Genomic DNA, 16,469 nt, shown 5'->3' with positions numbered 1-16,469 from the left:
ACGCATGCGCTGGTGGATACTCGCGTCGTGCGTGGGGCATCGGCGGAGGGCACGGCGTGAGCGACCGTCGCTACCTGGCGCCGCTGCCGCTCGGCGGCGAGGACGGCGCGCCGTGGTCGAAAGGGCTGATGGCAAGGGCGCTGGCCGCGACCGGTCTCTCGATGACGAGGGCGTACGAGCTCGCGCGCCGCGCGGACGCCGATCTTCGCGACTCCGGCCTCGACCGGCTCGACCTCGATCGCCTCGCCGACCTCGCGAGCGACGTGCTCGGCGAGGAGGAGGGGCCGCGGACGATTCGCCGCCTGCGGCGGCTCGAGGCGCTGCAGGAGCTCGACATCCCGATCGTCGTGCTCGTCGGCGGGGCGACGGGTACCGGGAAGTCCACGATCGCCACCGAGGTCGCGCATCGGCTGGGGATCACCCGCCTCGCATCGACCGACTTCATCCGACAGACGATGCGCGCGTTCTTCTCCCGGGAGCTCATGCCCTCCGTCCACTACTCGAGCTTCGAGGCCGGGCTGGGGCTGACGAAGGCGGAGGAGGACGAAGCGGGCGACCCGATGCTGCTCGGCTTCCTCGAGCAGACGCGTCGCGTGCTCGTCGGGGTCGAGGCCGCGGTCGACCGGTCGTTGACGGAGCGCTGGTCGATGGTGCTCGAGGGCGTGCACCTCGTGCCCGGGATGATCCGAACCGATCGGGAGAACGCCCTCGTCGTGCACTGCGTGATCGCGATCTCCGACGAGACCGTGCATCGGAGCCACTTCTGGGTGCGCGACGGTGCCACCGAGGGCCTCCGGCCGCTCGACAAGTACCTCGAGGGCCTACCGGAGATCCGCGCGATCCAGGACGCCGTCGTTGCCCGGGCCGAGCGGGCCGACGTGCCGGTGATCGAGAACACCGGTCTCGACGCCTCCGTCGGGGCGATCCTCGACCTCGTGCTCACGCGGGCCGATCAGCTGGCGCGAGCCGAGCGGCCGTCCGCGGCGAGCCGCGGGTAGACTCGGCACGTGGTCACGAAGGACGACGTCATCGAGGCCCTGCACGGGGTCGAGGATCCCGAGCTCGGGATGGACATCGTCGAGCTCGGCCTCTTCTACGACGCCGAGATCGAGGGCGAGCACGTGAAGGTCGTCCACTCGCTGACGTCGATGGGGTGCCCGGCGGGGCCGATGATCCAGGAGGGCATCCACGATGCGGTCGCCGCGCTTCCCGGTGTGGAGGAGGTCGAGGTCGAGCTGACGTTCGACCCGCCGTGGACGCCGGACCGCATGTCGGACGACGCGAAGTTCATCCTCGGCTTCGGCTGAGCCGCCCGACGCCACCGCGATCCTACGGCGGCCCGCGCGGCACGCCGGCCACTCACGTCGGAGCGGCTCCTCGGACGACCGAGCCCTCGGGGCGACGGGCGACGACGAGGCCGGCGCGCCATCCGGGGGCGCGACCGCCCGACGGCGGCGTGACCTCCTCCACGGGGAGGCCGCAGCGCTCGACCAGCCACGCGATCACCGAGTTCGAGTTCCACATCTCGCCGGCGCCGAGCTCGTCGCGCCCCCAGGTCGGCGTGGGGACGGACGGCACGAGCTGGAGCAGGCGCTGCGCCGTCGGCGCGTCACCGGTCAGCCGCCGGGGGCTCTCGACGGCCTCCACGACGTCCGGGATCACGCCGTCGCGCCAGCAGCGCAGCTCGTAGCGGAAGAGTCGCAGCCGCCCGGCCCAGCGCGCCCCGACGGCGCCGACCGAGACGACGCCGCGCTCGGACGGGTGACGGCGCGCGGCGGGCGCCTGCTCGACCACGAAGCGGCCGTCCCCGTCGTCGACGACGAGGGCGGAGTGGTAGAGGTCGAGCGGCTGCCTGCGCTCGAGGCGTGCGACCGCCGCCTCGAAGACACGACCGTTCACGCGCACCGAGTGGCCGCCGGCGCCGAGCGGGAGCCAGTAGAGGTCGACCCCGGGCCCATGCCCCTCCGGTGTCGTCATCGCCGGCGAGGTCGGGGCCGGGCGATCACCCCGGGATCGCGAGCACGATCTTGCCGAGCTGCTCTCCGGCTTCGAGCCGTTCCTGGGCTGCGCGCGCCTCGGCGAGCGGATAGACGCTGTCGATGTGGACACGGGCACGGCCCGAGCGCACGAGCTCGTAGGCGCCGAGGAAGTCCTCCCGCGTCCCCATCGTCGAGCCGAGCACGGTGAGCTGCTTCCACCAGAAGCGATGGAGCTGGGCGGGCGGGTTCGGCCCCGAGGTCGCACCGCACACGACGACACGCCCCGCGGGGCGCACGGCGGCCAGCGACCTCGCCCACGTCGCCTCTCCCACGGACTCGATCACGATCTCGACGCCCGCGCCCGTCGCCTCCTTGACGGCCGCGACGACGTCGCCCGTGTCGTGGTTGACGACGACGTCCGCGCCCCACTCGCGGGCGCGCTCCAGCTTGTCGTCGCTCCCGGACGTCACGATCGTCTGCACGCCGAGCGCCCGGCAGATCTCGAACGCGGCCGTGCCGACGCCGCCGCCGATGCCCCAGATCAGGGCCCATTCGCCCGCCCGCGCCTGCGCCCGTGTCACGAGCATCCGGTAGGCGGTCTCGTAGACGAGCGGGAAGGCCGCCGCGACCTCGAACGACAGCCCGTCGTCGAGGGGGAAGACCTGCGTCGCCTCGATCGCGACCAGCTCCGCGTGCGTCCCGTCCCCGTGCTCGCCGAAGATCCCGATCAGGGGGCCCTTCTCGATGCCCGGGTTGATCACGACGCGGTCGCCGACGGAGAGGCCCTCCACACCGTCCCCGAGCGCCTCCACCACGCCGGCCCCGTCGGAGCCGAAGATGTGCGGCTTCGGTGCGGACGGGAGGCCCTTGCGCACCCACACGTCGAGATGGTTGAGCGACGCGGCGTGCATCCTGATCAGCACCTGCCCGGGGCCGGGCTCGGGGTCGGGTGCGTCCTCGTAGAGGAGGACGTCGAGCCCGCCGTCCTCGTGGTTGCGGATGGCCTTCATGGCAGCATCCTCTCATGACGAGTGACCACCTCGCGCAGCTCGCCGCAGAGGTCGGACTCGACGTCGTCGGTGCGGCGCCGGCGGCGCCGTACGAGGCGACCGAGCGGCACATCGTCGACCGCCGGGCCCGCGGGCTCTTCGGCGGCATGCGCTTCACGATGGCGATCCCCGAGACCTCGTGTCATCCGGAGACGCTGTTCGACGGGGCGAGGACGGTCGTCTCCGCCGCCCTCTGCTACTACGAGCCGGGGCCGGAGGCTCGGCCGGGCGAGGGACGCCTTCCCCGCTACGCCTGGCGTGACCACTATGCGGCGCTCCGAGCGCGCCTCGACGAGCTCGGGAGGCGTCTCGGAGGCCAGTACCGCGTGCTCGTCGACGACAACAGGCACGTCGACCGCGAGGGCGCCGCGCGCTCCGGCGTCGGCTTCTACGGCAAGAACACGATGCTCATCACGCGGACGCACGGCTCGTGGGTCGTCCTCGGGACGCTCGTCACCGACGTCGAGATCGATCCGACGCCGCCCCTCGACCTCGACTGCGGTCAGTGTCGTCTCTGCATCGACGCCTGCCCGACCGGGGCGCTCGACGTCCCCGGGGAGCTCGATGCGACCCGGTGCCTCTCCTACTGGACGCAGGCGCCGCTCCCGGTGCCCGAGCCGTACCGCGAGGAGCTCGGGTCGATGGTGTACGGGTGCGACGTCTGCCAGGACGTGTGCCCCTGGAACCGGGGAATCGAGAAGCGGCGCGGCGGTGCCGCGGTCGATGACGGCGGTGAGCCCGTCGTCTCGCTCTCGGAGTGGCTGGAAGCGGACGGCGACGAGCTCCTCCGGCGCTACGAGCGGCTCTTCGTGCCGCGGAGGGACCCACGCTGGCTCCGCCGCAACGCGCTCGTCGCCCTCGGGAACGCGGGTGACCCGGCGCACGGGCCGGTGGCCGAGCGCTACCTCGACGGCGACGACGAGCTGCTTCGCGAGACCGCCGCGTGGGCGCTCGCCAGGATCGCCGATCGGGCCGAGGAGCCGATCGGGTAGGGCGCGGTCTCGACGGCGCGCCGCACGATGCCCGCGCCGTCCACGGGTGCCGAACCGGCCTGCCGTGACGGCAGCGCGACCGGCGTCGTGCCGTCGGGTCGTGCTGCTACGGATTCGCCCGTGGACGACCGCCTCGCCGTGCTCACGCACGAGCTCCGGAGCCCGGTCGCGGCGCTCGTCGCGATCGCCGACGCGTTCGCCGCCACCGAGCGGCGGCTGGCCGCCGCCGACGCGACGCGCCTGCTCGAGCTCGCGGTCGCGGCGTGCCGCAGCATCGACCGGCTCGTCACCGACGAGGACGCGTTCTCGGTCGTCCGCCGGCGCGTCGAGCTGGCACCGCTCCTCGAGGAGGTCGCCGCCGGACGCGCCGACGTCCAGGTCGATCCCGGGCTGACCGTCTCCGCGGATCCCGTTCGCCTCCGGCAGGCGATCGGGAACCTCCTCGAGAACGCGCTCCGTCACGGCGACACGGTGCGCCTCGCGGCGCGCTCACGTGGTCGGACCGTCGCGATCTCCGTCGGCGACGACGGCCCCGGCATCCCCGACGACGTGGACGTGTTCGCCCCCGGGGTGAGCGGCGACGGCTCGACGGGCTACGGTCTCCCGATCGTGCGCACGATCGCCGCGCGCCACGGTGGGCACGTCGAGCTCGAGTCGACCCCCGGGGAGGGGGCCACCTTCACGCTCGTCCTGCCGTCCGGCGCCGACTGACGCCGAGCTCCTTCTGGAGCTCGCGCGCCCGGCGGGCGATCGTCGACCGCATCGACGCCGGCTCGAGCACCACCGACTCGCCGCGGTCGGCGAGCACCTCGGAGATCAGCCACTCCTCGGTCTTGAACGGCAACTCCGAGACGGCCGAGCGGTCGGTGAGCTGGCGCGCGCCCCGCTCGATCTTCCAGCGCGCGATCGCCGGTGAGTGCCAGACGACGGCGACGTGTGGCTCGAAGAGGTAGTTCGGGTCGAAGCCCTCGCGCGGCTCGAAGCGCTCGTCGGTGACCCGCGCGGAGCGCATCCGGTCGAGCCGGTACGTCCGTGGGCCGTCCACGGTCCGATCCCACGTGTGCACACGCCAGACGGGCAGCTCCCGCTCGAACGAGTACGGCTCGACGAGACGGGTCGTGGGGGCCTCGTCGCCCTCCTTGAGGTACTCGATCTCCACCAGTCGCCGCTTGTCGGCCCCGCGCGAGAGCGTGCGCACGAGAGCCTCCTCGTCACCGGAGACGCGAGGCTCCGGTGTCTGGGCGAGCTCGAACTGGCCGAACGTCTCCTCGAGCTTGCGGCGCACACGTTGCAGCGGCGTGTGCGCCTCGGCTGCGATCGTCGGGCCCACGTACTCGATCGCCAACCGGATCGCGCGGGCCTCGAGCGGCGTCAGCTTCGGCGGCTTCCGGAAGACGTCGCCGTAGAGCTCCTTGTCGACCCGGACGGTGCCGGCCTCCTCGTTCACCTCCGCGTAGACCGTGTAGCACCCGCCGCCGAAGTTGACGAGGTTCAGCAGCGAGAGGTGCTCCTGCAGCTCGTCCCGTGGGATCGAGAATCGCTCCGCGAGATCATCGGCGGCGAGCGTTGCGTCGCGCCCGTCGCCGCACGCGGCGAGGAGGTGCGCGAGCAGCGACTGCAGCACGCCGAAGCGTTCCGGTGCGACCGGTCCGGCGGGCCGCTCGATGCCCGTCCCGCCGATCGCGACGCGACGTGCCCGGGCGAGCGGCGGTGACGCTTCCTCGTGTCGGGTTCGAAGCCGGGCGAGTGCCTCCGCCACGGCGTCCCGGAGCTCCGGCGGGTCGAGCGGGATCGCGCGGCCGTTCTGCCGCAGGATCCAGCCGACGAGCGGCTCGAGCTGGGCGACGTCGGTCGTGAAGACGCCGTCCTCGAGCACACCTGCGTCCGCGAGCGTGCGGTGGACCCACCACGCGGTGTCGCCCTGGACACCGATGCGCGCCTGCAGCGTCGCCTCGCCGATCTGCCACGGGCGCTGGACGCGGTGGGCCTCGACGTCGAAGTCCGCGGGGAGGCGGAAGTCCCGCTCGCGGCGCGTCGCGAAGCGGATGTCGGACCGGATCCGCGACACGCGGAAGGTGCGCGTCGCGTCGCGGTCGAGGTCGTGACCGATCACGTACCAGACCCCCTCGTCCAGTCGGAGCGCGTAGGGGTTGAGGCGCCGTTCGGTCTCCCGCTCGCGGTTCGGCGACCAGTAGCGGAACGTGATCGTGCGCTGCTTGGAGATCGCCGACTCGAGCTTGGAGAGGCGGCCGGCGAGCTCGGGCGAGTAGTCGGGGACGTTGACGCGGACACGCTCGGCCGTCGCCGTCTGCGGGGCAGGAAAGCCGGGGCGGCCGAGAGCGAGGTTCTGCAGCGCGAGGCGCAGCGGCTCGGCGTAGGCGAACTGCCCCTCGAGGTAGTAGAGCGCCGTCTGGAGGGCGGCGAGCTCGTCGTCGTCGAGCTCGAGGCGGTCGAGGAAGTAGTGCTCCGACCGGAGGGTGTACAGCTCCTCGCCCGTGAACTCGTCGCGCTGTGAGTGGAGGGGGACGCCGAGCGCCGTCAGCTCGGCGCGATCGGAGTAGAAGCGGCGGGCGAACGCTTCGTCCGACATCTCCGAGTAGCCCTCGACGTTCCCCTTCACGTCCCGTGCCGTGAGCGGCCTGCGCTCCGCCATCAGGAACGCGACGAGCGAGAGTTGGCGGATCAGCTTGTCGGCGTCGTGCGACACTTCCGCGAGCCTAGTCGATCGCCGCCGGATCGTCCGTCGCAGGCGACGTCGGCCGGACGGGGGCGGGTGGCGCGTTCGTGATCTACGCGGCCGCGACGGCCTTGGCGGCCGGGCGCTCGAGGTGCTGGTGGGACGGGCAGTAGTCGCGGCCGGGGAGCGGCGTCCGCTGGCACGCCTTCCCCTTGCGCGTGGTCGCCTTGCAGCGGGCGATGCCCCCGTCGAACACGCCCGCCTCCACCTGTGCCTCGATGAAGGAGACGGCGGCCCCGACGCCCTCGTGGACGGCCCACGCGACCTGTCCCTGTGCCGTGATCGGGAAGTACCGGCGGATGTCCTGGAACAGGGCGCGATCCGGGCGCGCGAAGTAGTGCGGGTCGGCGGCGAGCCTCGCGACCGTCTGCTCGCACTCCCGGAGGACGGTGCGACGATAGGCGAGCCGCGTCTGCGAATCGGCGTACGGGTCGATGAGATCCTTCACCGAGCGGTAAATCGCTCGTGAGTACTGATACATGCAGGCTTGTAGCTGTGCGATGTGCTCGTCCATCTCGTCTGATCGCACTCCTCGCGAGAACCGTAGATTCAAAGCGGCATCAAGGTGCCGAAATCGCACTCCGAGGACACAGTCTACCGCCTTCCGGCCCGTGTCACAAGCATCGCACAATCGTTGTCTTCCGAGACGATGTGCTATCCCGCAATGCGCTGCACACGCGCGGATTTCGAGACCGCTCGCGCACGCTGCAGGACGCTCCTCGCCTCGGGCTCGCTCGGGAAGCGCCCCGCGAACACCATCCAGTAGCCGGGCTGGAGGCTCGGGAAGCGCGAGGAGTCGATGATCCCGACGCCCTCGAGTCCCTTCGCGCGGGCGTCTCTCGTCGCCTGGACGGCGACGGCACGGCCCTGCACCTTCGGAACGGAGAGGAGGACGACCGTCCAGCCCGCGGTGTCGGGGGGCCACACGGCCGGTGCCGCCTCGGACGGCTCCGTCGGGGTGGCGACGGCGACGCTGCCCCCGGTCGCGGTGACGACGGTCAGCGAGGGCGCCGACTCGCTCGTCGCCCAGACTGCGAGTGCAGCGCCTGCGATCGCAACCGCGCCGAGCGCGGCCAGCGGAAGCAGCACCTGGCGCGGCTCGACGGGAAGCGCTCCGAACCGTCCCGGCCCGGGCAGCCGGAGGCCGCACCCGAGGCAGTACTCCTGGCCCTGCGCGAGCGCGGTGCCGCAGCGCGGGCAGCCCGTCGCGGCGGTCGTCACTCCGCTGCCGCCTCCGCCTCCGACGGGGCCTCGCCGGACTCCTCGACCAGGCGTCCGCAGCTCGGGCAGTAGCGCGCCCCGATCAGCATCGGCGCCCCGCAGGCGCAGATCGTCCCCGGGCGGCGTCGCAGCCCGCGGGCGCCGGCGAGTATCGCGTCGATCTCGGACACGCGCGCTTCGATCGCGACGAGCTCCGCGCACCGCTCGAGCACGAGCTCCTCGTTGAAGTGGTCGCGGCGGTACATCTCGAGCGTGAGGCCGCCGAGGTCGCGCAGCCGCTCCTCGCGCAGGAGGAGGAGCGCGCGGCGCTCACGGCGCAGGTCGGACGACGTGGGCCCGCGCGGCCCCTTCGTGAACACGCCCATCGAGGGGAGGATAGACACCGCGGCCGCGGGCGAGCCGCGCCGCCGATCGGCGTCGACGTCGGCCGCCGGGCTCAGAGGTTGACGACGACCAGGCGCTCCTCGGTCATCTCGCGCACCGCCCAGGCCGGGCCTTCCTTCGTGTTGCCCGAGTCCTTGACGCCGCCGTACGGCATCTGGTCGGCGCGGAACGTCGGCGCCTCGTTCACGGTCACGCCCCCGAACTCGAGCTCGGCGCCGGCCCTGAGCGCGGTTCGCAGCTCGCGCGTGAAGATCCCGGCCTGGAGCCCGTAGCGCGTGCCGTTCGCGAGCGCGATCGCCTCGTCGAGCGTGTCGTACGGCTGGAGCGTGCAGACCGGGCCGAAGGCCTCGTCGCACGCGAGCTGGGTGTCGGCCGGCGGGGACTCGACGACGGTCGGGCGCAGCAGCTCCCCGGCGAGCGTGCCGCCCATGAGCAGCGTCCCCCCACGGGCGACCGCCTCCTCGACCCAGGCGAGCACGCGGTCTCGCTCGTCGCGCGAGATGAGCGGGCCGACGTCGGTCTCCTCGTCGGCCGGGTCGCCGACGCGGAGCGCGTCGACCCGGGGCAGGAACGCAGCCTTGAACGCCTCGTAGGCGTCGCGCTGGACGTAGATCCGCTGCACGGAGATGCAGCTCTGCCCGGCGAACGAGAACGCGTGCGCGGCGCAGCGGGCGGCCGCGTCGTCGACGTCGGCATCCGCCTCGACGATCACGGGCGTCGCGTTCCCGAGCTCGAGGCCGACCTTCTTCCGCGGCGCGCGCTCGCGGAGCTTCCAGCCGACGGCGCCCGATCCGGTAAACGTGATCAAGCGCACGCGCTCGTCCTCGACGAGGACGTCCCCGATCTCGGCGGACGACCCGACGACGACGTTGAGCCAGCCCGGCGGCAGCCCCGCGTCGGCCTCGAGCTCCGCGAGGAAGAGCGCCGAGAGCGGCGTCTGCGAGGCCGGCTTGAGGACGACCGCGCACCCGGCGGCGAGCGCGGGCGCGATCTTGTGCGCGACGAGGTTGAGCGGGAAGTTGAACGGGGAGATCGCTCCGACGACGCCGATCGGGACACGGAGCGTGATCGCCATCTTCCCGTCCCCGGCCTGGGAGGCGTCCATCGGCACGACCTGCCCGGCGAGCGTCCTCGCCTCGACGGCGGCCATCGTGTACGTCGACATCGCGCGTGCGACCTCGACACGGGCCGCCTTCATCGGCTTCGCGGCCTCGGCGCTGATCACCCTGGCCGCCTCGTCGGCCCGGCGCCCGAGCGCTCCGGCGACACGGACGAGGATCTCGGCCCGCTTGTGCGCGGGCAGCGGCTCGCGCATCGCCCGCTCCGCCGCGTCGACGGCGCGGCGTGTCTCGTCTGCGCCCCCTCGCGCCACCCGGCCGACGAGGGAGTCGTCGTACGGCGAGCGCACCTCGAGCCACGCTCCCGTCTCGACCCACTCCCCGTCCAGGAACAGCCCCCGGTCGACCACCGCCGTCGTCATGGGCGGGAGTCTATCCGGCCGCTCCCGCCGGTCGAGCACGGATCAGGGCCTGGGTCGGCGCACGGCCCGACCGGATCGCGCGCCGTCGCCGCCCATGCCGATCGGGCCGGGCCCCGGGGCTAGACTTCCGGGCGATGACCGACGCGTACATCGTCGACGCGGTCCGGAGCCCGATCGGGAAGCGCCACGGCTCGCTCGCCGAGTTGCGGGCCGACGATCTCGCCGCGCAGGTGCTGAACGGGCTCGTCGAGCGGATCGACGTCGACCCGGAGCAGGTCGACGACGTGCAGATGGGGTGCGTGACGCAGGTCGGCGAGCAGGCTCTCAACGTCGGCCGGGTGGCGTCCCTCGTCGCGGGGTGGCCCGAGACGGTCACCGCGACCACGGTCGACCGCCAGTGCGGCTCGTCGATGCAGGCGGCCTTCAACGGCGCCGCCGCGATCCAGGCGGGGCATCTCGACGTCGTCGTCGCCGCCGGCGTGGAGCACATGACGCGCGTCCCGATGGGCTCGAACCTCGGTGCCGACGGCTGGTCGGGGATCAACGAGAAGATCGGCGACCGCTGGCCGATCGTGCCGCAGGGGATCTCGGCGGAGGTGATCGCAGAGGAGTGGGGCCTGTCGCGCGAGCTGCTCGACGCGTACTCGCTCGAGTCGCACCGGCGCGCGGTGGCCGCGATCGACGAGGGGCGCTTCGAGCGCGAGATCGTGCCGATCGAGATCGGGGCGGCGGGGGCTGCGGTCCTCTTCGCCGTCGACGAGACGCCGCGGCGCGACACCTCGACGGAGAAGCTCGCGTCGCTGCCGCCGGCCTTCAAGCCCGACGGCGTCGTCACCGCGGGGAACTCCAGCTCGATCGTCGACGGCGCCGCCGCGATGCTGATCGTGAGCGAGGACGCCGCCGACCGCCTTTCGCTCCGGCCGCGCGCGCGGTTCGTGTCGTTCGGGCTCTCCGGCGTCGACCCGTACCGGATGCTGCACGGCAACCCACAGGCCTGTGAGCGCGCCCTGCGGAAGGCGGGGCTGGGGTGGGACGACATGGCCGTGATCGAGGTCAACGAGGCGTTCGCATCGGTCGTCCTGCAGTTCCTGGCCGACACCGGGCTCCACGAGCGGTGGGAGGCGGGCGACGTCAACCCGAACGGCGGTGGGATCTCGCTCGGGCACCCCCTCGGCGCGACCGGGGCCCGGATCACGGCGACGCTCGTCAGCGACCTCGAGCAGCGCGGTGCGCGCTACGGGATCGCGACGATGTGCATCGGCCAGGGCCAGGCGATCGCCGCGGTGATCGAGCGGCTCTAGGTCGTCGGGCGTCGGTCCGGCGCAGACGACGGTGCCCGTGTGGCGCCCTCGACGGCGCTACGGCTCGACGAGCTCGCGCTCGACGCGGACCGCGACGTCCTCGGCGATCTCGACGAAGGCGCGGGCGGCGGGCGACCGGTGTCGGTCGCGGTGCCACACGACGGCGATCACGCGGCGCGGGATCACGGGCTTCAGGCGCAGCACCCGGACGCGGTCGTCCCCGGGGAGCACCGCCAGCAGCGGCACGAGGGCGGCGCCGTACCCGGCGGCGACGAGCCCCTGGACGGTGCCGTTGTCGTCGGACCGGAACCCGTACTCCACCGTGAAGCCGGCCTCGCGGAGTGCGCTGTCGGCGACCAGGCCGCTCGCGCACGCGGTCGCCCCGATCAGGGGGAGCTCCCCGACGTCGGCGGGCGATGCCGACGAGCGTGCCGCGAGCGGGTGATCCGCCGGCACCACGAGCACGTACGGGTCGCTCGCCAGCGCGAGCGCCTCGAACGGCCCCTCCGGCAGGGGAGGGCTGCAGAACGCGAGATCGAGGGTGCCGGACTCGACCGCCCCGTACAGCTCGGGATCGGTGGTCGGCTCGGACAGCACGAGGTCGATGCCGGGCCACGCCGTCCGGAACTCGCGCATCACCTCGGGGAGGACGCGGGCGCCGAAGCTCTGGTACGTCCCGAGGCGGAGCGTGCCGGTCTCGCCGGCCCGCAGGGCCGTCATGTCGGCGCGGGCGGCGTCGAGACGGGCGACGATCGCCTCCGCGTGCCGGAGCAGGAGCGTGCCCGCCTCGGTGAGGAAGACGCCGCGACGGCCACCCGGTCGTTCAACGAGCTTTTCGCCTACGACGCGTTCGAGCGTCTGGATCTGCTGACTCACTGCCGACTGGGTGTACCCCAGCCGTTCGGCTGCGCGCCCGAAGGAACCGGCGGTTGCCACCGCCTCGAGCGCCGCGAGATGGCGGATCTCGACGCCGAGCCAGTTATCAGGTTCAGTGATCGTTGTCATCACGACCTCGACTTGTACTGATGATAGCGCACCGGCATCATGAGGGCATGGCAATCGCAGTGATCGTCTTCATCGTCGCCCTCGCGCTCCTGTCGCTCGTCGCAGGCGTGGACTCCCGGGTCGACGACGTCTCCCGGCGCCGGCGCTACCTCGGATGAGCAGGCGCGTGCCGCTGTCGCTCGCGTCCGCGGTCGAGAGCCGCACGGAGATCGCCATTCGGCGGCCCCTCCCCGCGGACGCGGCTGCGATCCGACGGCTCGCCGACCTCACAGGGCGGCGCGTGCCGGGCGGTGATCTGCTCGTGGCGGAGGTGGACGGAGAGGTCGTCGCGCTCATCGGGGCGGACGGCACGTCGTTCGGCGATCCCTTCCGCGTGACGTTCGACGTCGTCGAGCTCCTCCGCCTGCGCGCGCGGCAGCTCCACGCGGTCGCGGCCTAGCCGGCGGGCACGCGGGTGTCGGCGGCCACCCGCCGTCGTCCCTCGTCTAGGATCGGCCTCGTGGCGGAGGTGCGTTCGATCGGTGTCGTCGGGCTCGGGGCGATGGGCGCGGGGATCGCGCAGGTCGCGATCGAGGCCGGGTACGACGTCGTCGGCCGGGAGGTCTCCGCAGACCTCTGCGACGTCGCCGCCGCCCGCATCGAGCACTTCCTGGGGCGCAAGGTCGAGAAGGGCCAGCTCGAGACCGCCGACCGCGATGCCGCCGTCGGGCGGCTCCGGACGACGACCGCGCTCGACGACCTCGCAGGCTGCGACCTCGTGATCGAGGCGATCGTCGAGGAGCTCGCAGCGAAGCAGGAACTCTTCGCCGCGCTCGAGGACGTGTGCGGCCCGGACACCGTGCTCGCGTCGAACACGTCTGCGCTGTCGGTGACCGAGATCGCGGCTGCGACCCACGCGCCCGAGCGCGTGATCGGCATGCACTTCTTCAATCCCGCGCCGCTGATGCCGCTCGTGGAGATCGTGCGGGCGGAGCTCTCGTCGGACGAGGCGTTCGAGACCGGCTTCACGGTCGCCGAGCGGATGGGGAAGGCACCGGTGCGCTGCCACGACACTCCAGGCTTCGTCGTCAACCGCATCCTGATCCCGCTGCTCAACGACTGCATTCGCGTCCTCGACGAGGCGCGGGTCAGCCCCGAGGGCCTCGACACGGCGATGACGAAGGGGGCGGGCTGGCCGATGGGGCCGTGCACGCTCGTCGACCTCGTCGGGATCGACGTGCACGTCCACGCCTCCGAGGCGCTCTACGAGAAGCTGCGCGAGCCCCGGATGGCTCCGCCGCCGAGGCTCGTCGCGATGCGCAACGCGGGGCTGCTCGGCCGCAAGAGCGGCCGCGGGTTCTACCGGTACGGCGACGCCCCGGGCGCGTAGCCGCAGCGGGCGCTAGCGGGGCGCCGGTGCGGCCGATGGGATGTCCGGCAGCCGCGCCGCGAGGGCACGGAGCACCGGCGGCACGACGACGGTCGTGAGCACGGCCATGCCGACGATGATCGCGAATGCCTCGTCGCCCAGCGCCCCGGCCTCGATGCCGATGCCGGCGACGATGATCCCCACCTCTCCGCGCGGGACCATCCCCACGGCGACGAACAGCGCCTCGGGCCGGCTCAGCCCGCGCGCCCCCGCGTAGGCGCCGACGACCTTCGTCACGACGGCGACGACGGTCACGAGCGTGATCACGCCGATCACCGTCACGCGCGCGTAGCTCCCCAGATCCAGCTGCAGCCCGATCGAGGCGAAGAAGAACGGCGCGAAGAAGGCGTAGAGGGGGGCCACCTCTTCCTCGATCGGGTGCTGCTCCTTCGTCTCGGCGACCATCATCCCGGCGAGGAAGGCCCCGATGATCGCGGCGAGGCCGATCTCCGCGGCGACTGCTGCGAGCCCGAGACACAGGATCACGGCCGGCAGCAGGGGGGACTCCGAGAAGCGCGGTGCCTTGAGCACCCCGGGGTAGCGACGCATGAAGCGCGTCCCGCCGAGCGCGAAGAACGCGACGAAGGCGAGTGCCATCGCGCCGACGACGACGAGCTCGGCGATGCTCGCGCTGCCGCCGACAGCGATCGCGCTCGCCACGGCGACGACGAGCATCGCGAGGATGTCGTCGACGACCGCGGCGCCGAGGATCGTGCGCCCCGAGCGGGTCTCGAGCGCCCCGAGCCCGATCAGCACGGCGGACGTGATCCCGACGCTCGTCGCCACGAGCGCGGCGGCGAAGAAGAGCGACGTGGCGGCGTCCTCGCCGCGTGCGGCGGCGATCGCATACCCCCCGGCGAAGGGGACGATCACTCCGAGCACCCCCACGAGCGTGGCCGACCGGCCGACCCCGAGCAGGTCGTGGATGCGCGTCTCGAGGCCGACCCAGAAGAGGATGAAGACGACGCCGAGCTCCGCGAAGACGTCGATCACCTCGCTCGGCTCGACGAGGCCGAGGACGGCCGGCCCCACGAGAACGCCCGCGAGGATCTCCCCGATCAGCGTCGGCTGGCCGAGCCGCTTGAAGATCTCGTCGCCAATCTTCGCGGCGAGGAGGATCAGGAAGAGGGAGAGGAGCGCGTCGGCGACACCGGCGCCCGCCGCGAGTGGGATCACGTGTCGGCGACGCGGTCGAGTCGCGCGTGGCAGAGCGCAGCCATCGACAGCATGCCGACGAAGCGGCCGTGGTCGACGACGGGGAGCGCCTGCTCCCCGGTGTGCATGAATCGCTCGGCGGCGTGGGTCTGGCTCTCTCCTGCGTCGAGCGTCTCGACCTGCCGCGCGTACGTGCCTACCGGCTCGTCGCGCGCCCTCTGCGCCCGCTCGTCGAGCCCCAGGGCCTCGTCCGGGAGGAACGACGTGTGCCGGAGCTCTGCGAGGTAGCGCGGGAAGAGGGCGGCGACCACGTCGCGCTCGCCGAGCATGCCGACGACACGGCGGTCGTCGTCGAGCACGGCGACGGCCGGCACCTGTGCCGCGAACAGCTCCTTCACCGCCGCGGCGAACGTCGCCGTCTCGGGAACGAAGGCATCGACGAGTGGGAGCTTCCGCAGCTCCATCAGAGTTGGAAGAGGAGAAGGTAGGCGGACGCGATCAACAGCGACACCATCGTCACCGGCAACCCTACTGCGAGGAAACGGACGAAGCTGACCTTGCGACCGGTTCGGTCGAGGATGCCGGTCGCCGCGACGTTGGCGGCGGCGGCGATCATCGTCGCGTTGCCGCCGAAGCAGGCGCCGAGCGACAGCGACCACCACAGGCCTTCGTTGAACTCGGCGCCCTGGATCCGCTCGACCACCGGGAGCATCGCGGTCGTGAAGGGGATGTTGTCGACGAGCGCGGAGCCGCCCGCGCTGCCCCAGAGGATCACCATTCCCTGTGCGACCGACGAGCCGCCCGTGACGTCGGCGAGCCAGGTGGCGACGTCGTCGATGATCCCGCGCTCGACGAGCCCGCCGACCATCACGAACAGCCCGACGAAGAAGAACAGCGTCGCCCACTCGACGCGCTCGAAGGCCTTCTCGACGTCGTCGGCGGCGACGATCAGCATCACGGTCGCTCCGGCCAGGGCGACGACGGCCGGTTCGACGTGGAGCGGCACGTGGAGGAAGAAGGCGACGATCGTCCCGCCGAGCACGGCGAGGCTGCGCTTGACGTTGCGCGCCTGCCGGAGATCGCGGGCGGCGTCGATCTTGGCGATCTCACGGGCCCGTTCGGGATCGACCGTGAGTGAGCGTCGATAGAGGAGCGCGAGCAGGCCGGTGACCGTGACGAGCGTCAGCAGCGAGACGGGGGCGAGGTTGACGATGAAGTCGTTGAACGAGAGCTCGTCGACCCGCGCGCCGATGAGGATGTTCGGCGGGTCTCCGATCAGCGTCGCCGTGCCGCCGATGTTGCTCGCGATCACCTCGGTGAGGACGAGCGGGATCGCCGAGATCCGCAGCACGTCGGCGATCAGGAGCGTGATCGGGACCACGAGGAGGATCGCCGTCAGGTTGTCGAGGAACGCGGAGAGCACCCCGGTCATCCCGGCGAGCAGGAAGAGCAACGCGACTGGGTTGCCCTGCGAGAGCTGTGCGACCCTGAACGCGAGGAACGTGAAGACCCCGGTCGGCTCGACGAGCGCGACGATGATCATCATCCCGGCGAGGAGCCCGAGCGTGGCCCAGTCGATCGACTCGATCGCCTGCTCCTGGTCGAGGATGCCCAGTAGCACCATGAGGGCTGCACCCGCGAGCACGACCTTCGTGCGGTGCGCCCACTCGAACGCGATCACGGCCAGTGCGACGCCGAAGATGACGAGAGCGACGATGTCCATCAGGCGAGCCTAGCGAGATGCTCGCATAGGATCTC

18 protein-coding genes are annotated in these 16,469 nt (G+C 72.2%); 7 read left to right on the top strand and 11 right to left on the bottom strand.

Annotated features, from left to right (window positions below; all coding sequences use genetic code 11):
- The first annotated feature begins 56 nt into the window (after positions 1–56).
- A complete protein-coding gene (locus AC162C_RS02980) occupies positions 57–998 on the top strand; it encodes a hypothetical protein (RefSeq protein WP_462973194.1) in 942 nt (313 codons plus the stop codon).
- A 9-nt stretch (positions 999–1,007) separates the two neighbouring features.
- Complete coding sequence (locus tag AC162C_RS02975) at positions 1,008–1,307, top strand: metal-sulfur cluster assembly factor (protein ID WP_484096249.1); 300 nt, start codon at positions 1,008–1,010, stop codon at positions 1,305–1,307.
- 52 nt (positions 1,308–1,359) lie between these two features.
- On the opposite strand, the gene AC162C_RS02970 is transcribed toward AC162C_RS02975, so the two are convergent.
- Together AC162C_RS02970 and AC162C_RS02965 are read right to left on the bottom strand one after the other, a co-directional pair.
- Complete coding sequence (locus AC162C_RS02970; protein ID WP_484096248.1) at positions 1,360–1,977, bottom strand: hypothetical protein; 618 nt, start codon at positions 1,975–1,977, stop codon at positions 1,360–1,362.
- A 25-nt stretch (positions 1,978–2,002) separates the two neighbouring features.
- A complete protein-coding gene (locus tag AC162C_RS02965; protein ID WP_484096247.1) occupies positions 2,003–2,989 on the bottom strand; it encodes a zinc-binding dehydrogenase in 987 nt (328 codons plus the stop codon).
- 14 nt (positions 2,990–3,003) lie between these two features.
- Here AC162C_RS02965 and queG point away from each other — a divergent pair, with 14 nt between their 5' ends.
- Both queG and AC162C_RS02955 read left to right on the top strand, forming a co-directional pair.
- Positions 3,004–4,020, top strand: coding sequence for a tRNA epoxyqueuosine(34) reductase QueG (gene queG / locus AC162C_RS02960; RefSeq protein WP_484096246.1), 1,017 nt, complete (start codon positions 3,004–3,006; stop codon positions 4,018–4,020).
- A gap of 120 nt (positions 4,021–4,140) precedes the next feature.
- Complete coding sequence (locus AC162C_RS02955; RefSeq protein WP_484096245.1) at positions 4,141–4,731, top strand: sensor histidine kinase; 591 nt, start codon at positions 4,141–4,143, stop codon at positions 4,729–4,731.
- Here the strand turns inward: AC162C_RS02955 and AC162C_RS02950 are convergent.
- From AC162C_RS02950 to AC162C_RS02930, 5 genes are all read right to left on the bottom strand, one after another.
- The gene (locus AC162C_RS02950) at positions 4,700–6,727 is read right to left on the bottom strand and encodes a helix-turn-helix transcriptional regulator (protein ID WP_462973188.1); all 2,028 of its coding nucleotides are present in this window, start codon (positions 6,725–6,727) and stop codon (positions 4,700–4,702) included. The two genes, AC162C_RS02955 and AC162C_RS02950, sit on opposite strands and share 32 nt — an antisense overlap.
- Before the next feature lie 82 nt (positions 6,728–6,809).
- Positions 6,810–7,205, bottom strand: a complete 396-nt coding sequence (locus AC162C_RS02945; protein WP_484096244.1) for a hypothetical protein — start codon at positions 7,203–7,205, stop codon at positions 6,810–6,812.
- A 206-nt stretch (positions 7,206–7,411) separates the two neighbouring features.
- Entirely contained in the window at positions 7,412–7,978 is a 567-nt protein-coding gene (locus tag AC162C_RS02940; RefSeq protein ID WP_484096243.1) for a hypothetical protein, read from the bottom strand.
- Positions 7,975–8,343: a hypothetical protein gene (locus tag AC162C_RS02935; RefSeq protein ID WP_462973185.1), complete on the bottom strand. Its 369-nt coding sequence runs from the start codon at positions 8,341–8,343 to the stop codon at positions 7,975–7,977. The genes AC162C_RS02940 and AC162C_RS02935 overlap by 4 nt, the downstream gene beginning before the upstream one ends.
- Before the next feature lie 71 nt (positions 8,344–8,414).
- A complete protein-coding gene (locus tag AC162C_RS02930; RefSeq protein WP_484096242.1) occupies positions 8,415–9,842 on the bottom strand; it encodes an aldehyde dehydrogenase family protein in 1,428 nt (475 codons plus the stop codon).
- Between the two features lie 134 nt (positions 9,843–9,976).
- Here AC162C_RS02930 and AC162C_RS02925 point away from each other — a divergent pair, with 134 nt between their 5' ends.
- The gene (locus AC162C_RS02925) at positions 9,977–11,143 is read left to right on the top strand and encodes a thiolase family protein (protein ID WP_484096241.1); all 1,167 of its coding nucleotides are present in this window, start codon (positions 9,977–9,979) and stop codon (positions 11,141–11,143) included.
- Between the two features lie 57 nt (positions 11,144–11,200).
- Here AC162C_RS02925 and AC162C_RS02920 read toward each other — a convergent pair whose 3' ends face one another.
- Entirely contained in the window at positions 11,201–12,148 is a 948-nt protein-coding gene (locus AC162C_RS02920; RefSeq protein WP_484096240.1) for a LysR family transcriptional regulator, read from the bottom strand.
- 166 nt (positions 12,149–12,314) lie between these two features.
- Here AC162C_RS02920 and AC162C_RS02915 point away from each other — a divergent pair, with 166 nt between their 5' ends.
- Both AC162C_RS02915 and AC162C_RS02910 read left to right on the top strand, forming a co-directional pair.
- A complete protein-coding gene (locus tag AC162C_RS02915) occupies positions 12,315–12,587 on the top strand; it encodes a hypothetical protein (RefSeq protein ID WP_484096239.1) in 273 nt (90 codons plus the stop codon).
- A gap of 60 nt (positions 12,588–12,647) precedes the next feature.
- Positions 12,648–13,517 carry a 3-hydroxyacyl-CoA dehydrogenase family protein gene (locus AC162C_RS02910; protein ID WP_484096238.1) on the top strand — a complete coding sequence of 290 codons (870 nt, stop codon included), beginning with the start codon at positions 12,648–12,650 and terminating at the stop codon, positions 13,515–13,517.
- A 12-nt stretch (positions 13,518–13,529) separates the two neighbouring features.
- Here the strand turns inward: AC162C_RS02910 and AC162C_RS02905 are convergent, their stop codons facing one another.
- The 3 genes from AC162C_RS02905 to AC162C_RS02895 are packed head-to-tail and all read right to left on the bottom strand — an operon-like array spanning position 13,530 to position 16,434.
- Positions 13,530–14,732: a cation:proton antiporter gene (locus tag AC162C_RS02905; protein ID WP_484096237.1), complete on the bottom strand. Its 1,203-nt coding sequence runs from the start codon at positions 14,730–14,732 to the stop codon at positions 13,530–13,532.
- Positions 14,729–15,175: a CBS domain-containing protein gene (locus tag AC162C_RS02900; protein WP_484096236.1), complete on the bottom strand. Its 447-nt coding sequence runs from the start codon at positions 15,173–15,175 to the stop codon at positions 14,729–14,731. Before AC162C_RS02900 ends, AC162C_RS02905 begins: the two co-directional genes overlap by 4 nt.
- Entirely contained in the window at positions 15,175–16,434 is a 1,260-nt protein-coding gene (locus tag AC162C_RS02895) for an ArsB/NhaD family transporter (RefSeq protein ID WP_484096235.1), read from the bottom strand. Before AC162C_RS02895 ends, AC162C_RS02900 begins: the two co-directional genes overlap by 1 nt.
- Positions 16,435–16,469 lie beyond the last annotated feature (35 nt).

The sequence above is a fragment of the Gaiella sp. genome (assembly GCF_057140465.1).
The sequence above is the reverse complement of the archived record's forward strand: the minus strand, read 5'-3'. Positions and strand labels throughout refer to the sequence as shown.

Excerpts from the sequence above, each read along its gene's own strand:
- AC162C_RS02970 (WP_484096248.1), bottom strand. The coding sequence starts at position 1,977 with ATGACGACACCGGAGGGGCATGGGCCCGGGGTCGACCTCTACTGGCTC.
- AC162C_RS02965 (WP_484096247.1), bottom strand. The coding sequence starts at position 2,989 with ATGAAGGCCATCCGCAACCACGAGGACGGCGGGCTCGACGTCCTCCTC.
- queG (WP_484096246.1), top strand. The coding sequence starts at position 3,004 with ATGACGAGTGACCACCTCGCGCAGCTCGCCGCAGAGGTCGGACTCGAC.
- AC162C_RS02935 (WP_462973185.1), bottom strand. The coding sequence starts at position 8,343 with ATGGGCGTGTTCACGAAGGGGCCGCGCGGGCCCACGTCGTCCGACCTG.
- AC162C_RS02930 (WP_484096242.1), bottom strand. The coding sequence starts at position 9,842 with ATGACGACGGCGGTGGTCGACCGGGGGCTGTTCCTGGACGGGGAGTGG.
- AC162C_RS02925 (WP_484096241.1), top strand. The coding sequence starts at position 9,977 with ATGACCGACGCGTACATCGTCGACGCGGTCCGGAGCCCGATCGGGAAG.
- AC162C_RS02920 (WP_484096240.1), bottom strand. The coding sequence starts at position 12,148 with ATGACAACGATCACTGAACCTGATAACTGGCTCGGCGTCGAGATCCGC.
- AC162C_RS02900 (WP_484096236.1), bottom strand. The coding sequence starts at position 15,175 with ATGGAGCTGCGGAAGCTCCCACTCGTCGATGCCTTCGTTCCCGAGACG.
- AC162C_RS02895 (WP_484096235.1), bottom strand. The coding sequence starts at position 16,434 with ATGGACATCGTCGCTCTCGTCATCTTCGGCGTCGCACTGGCCGTGATC.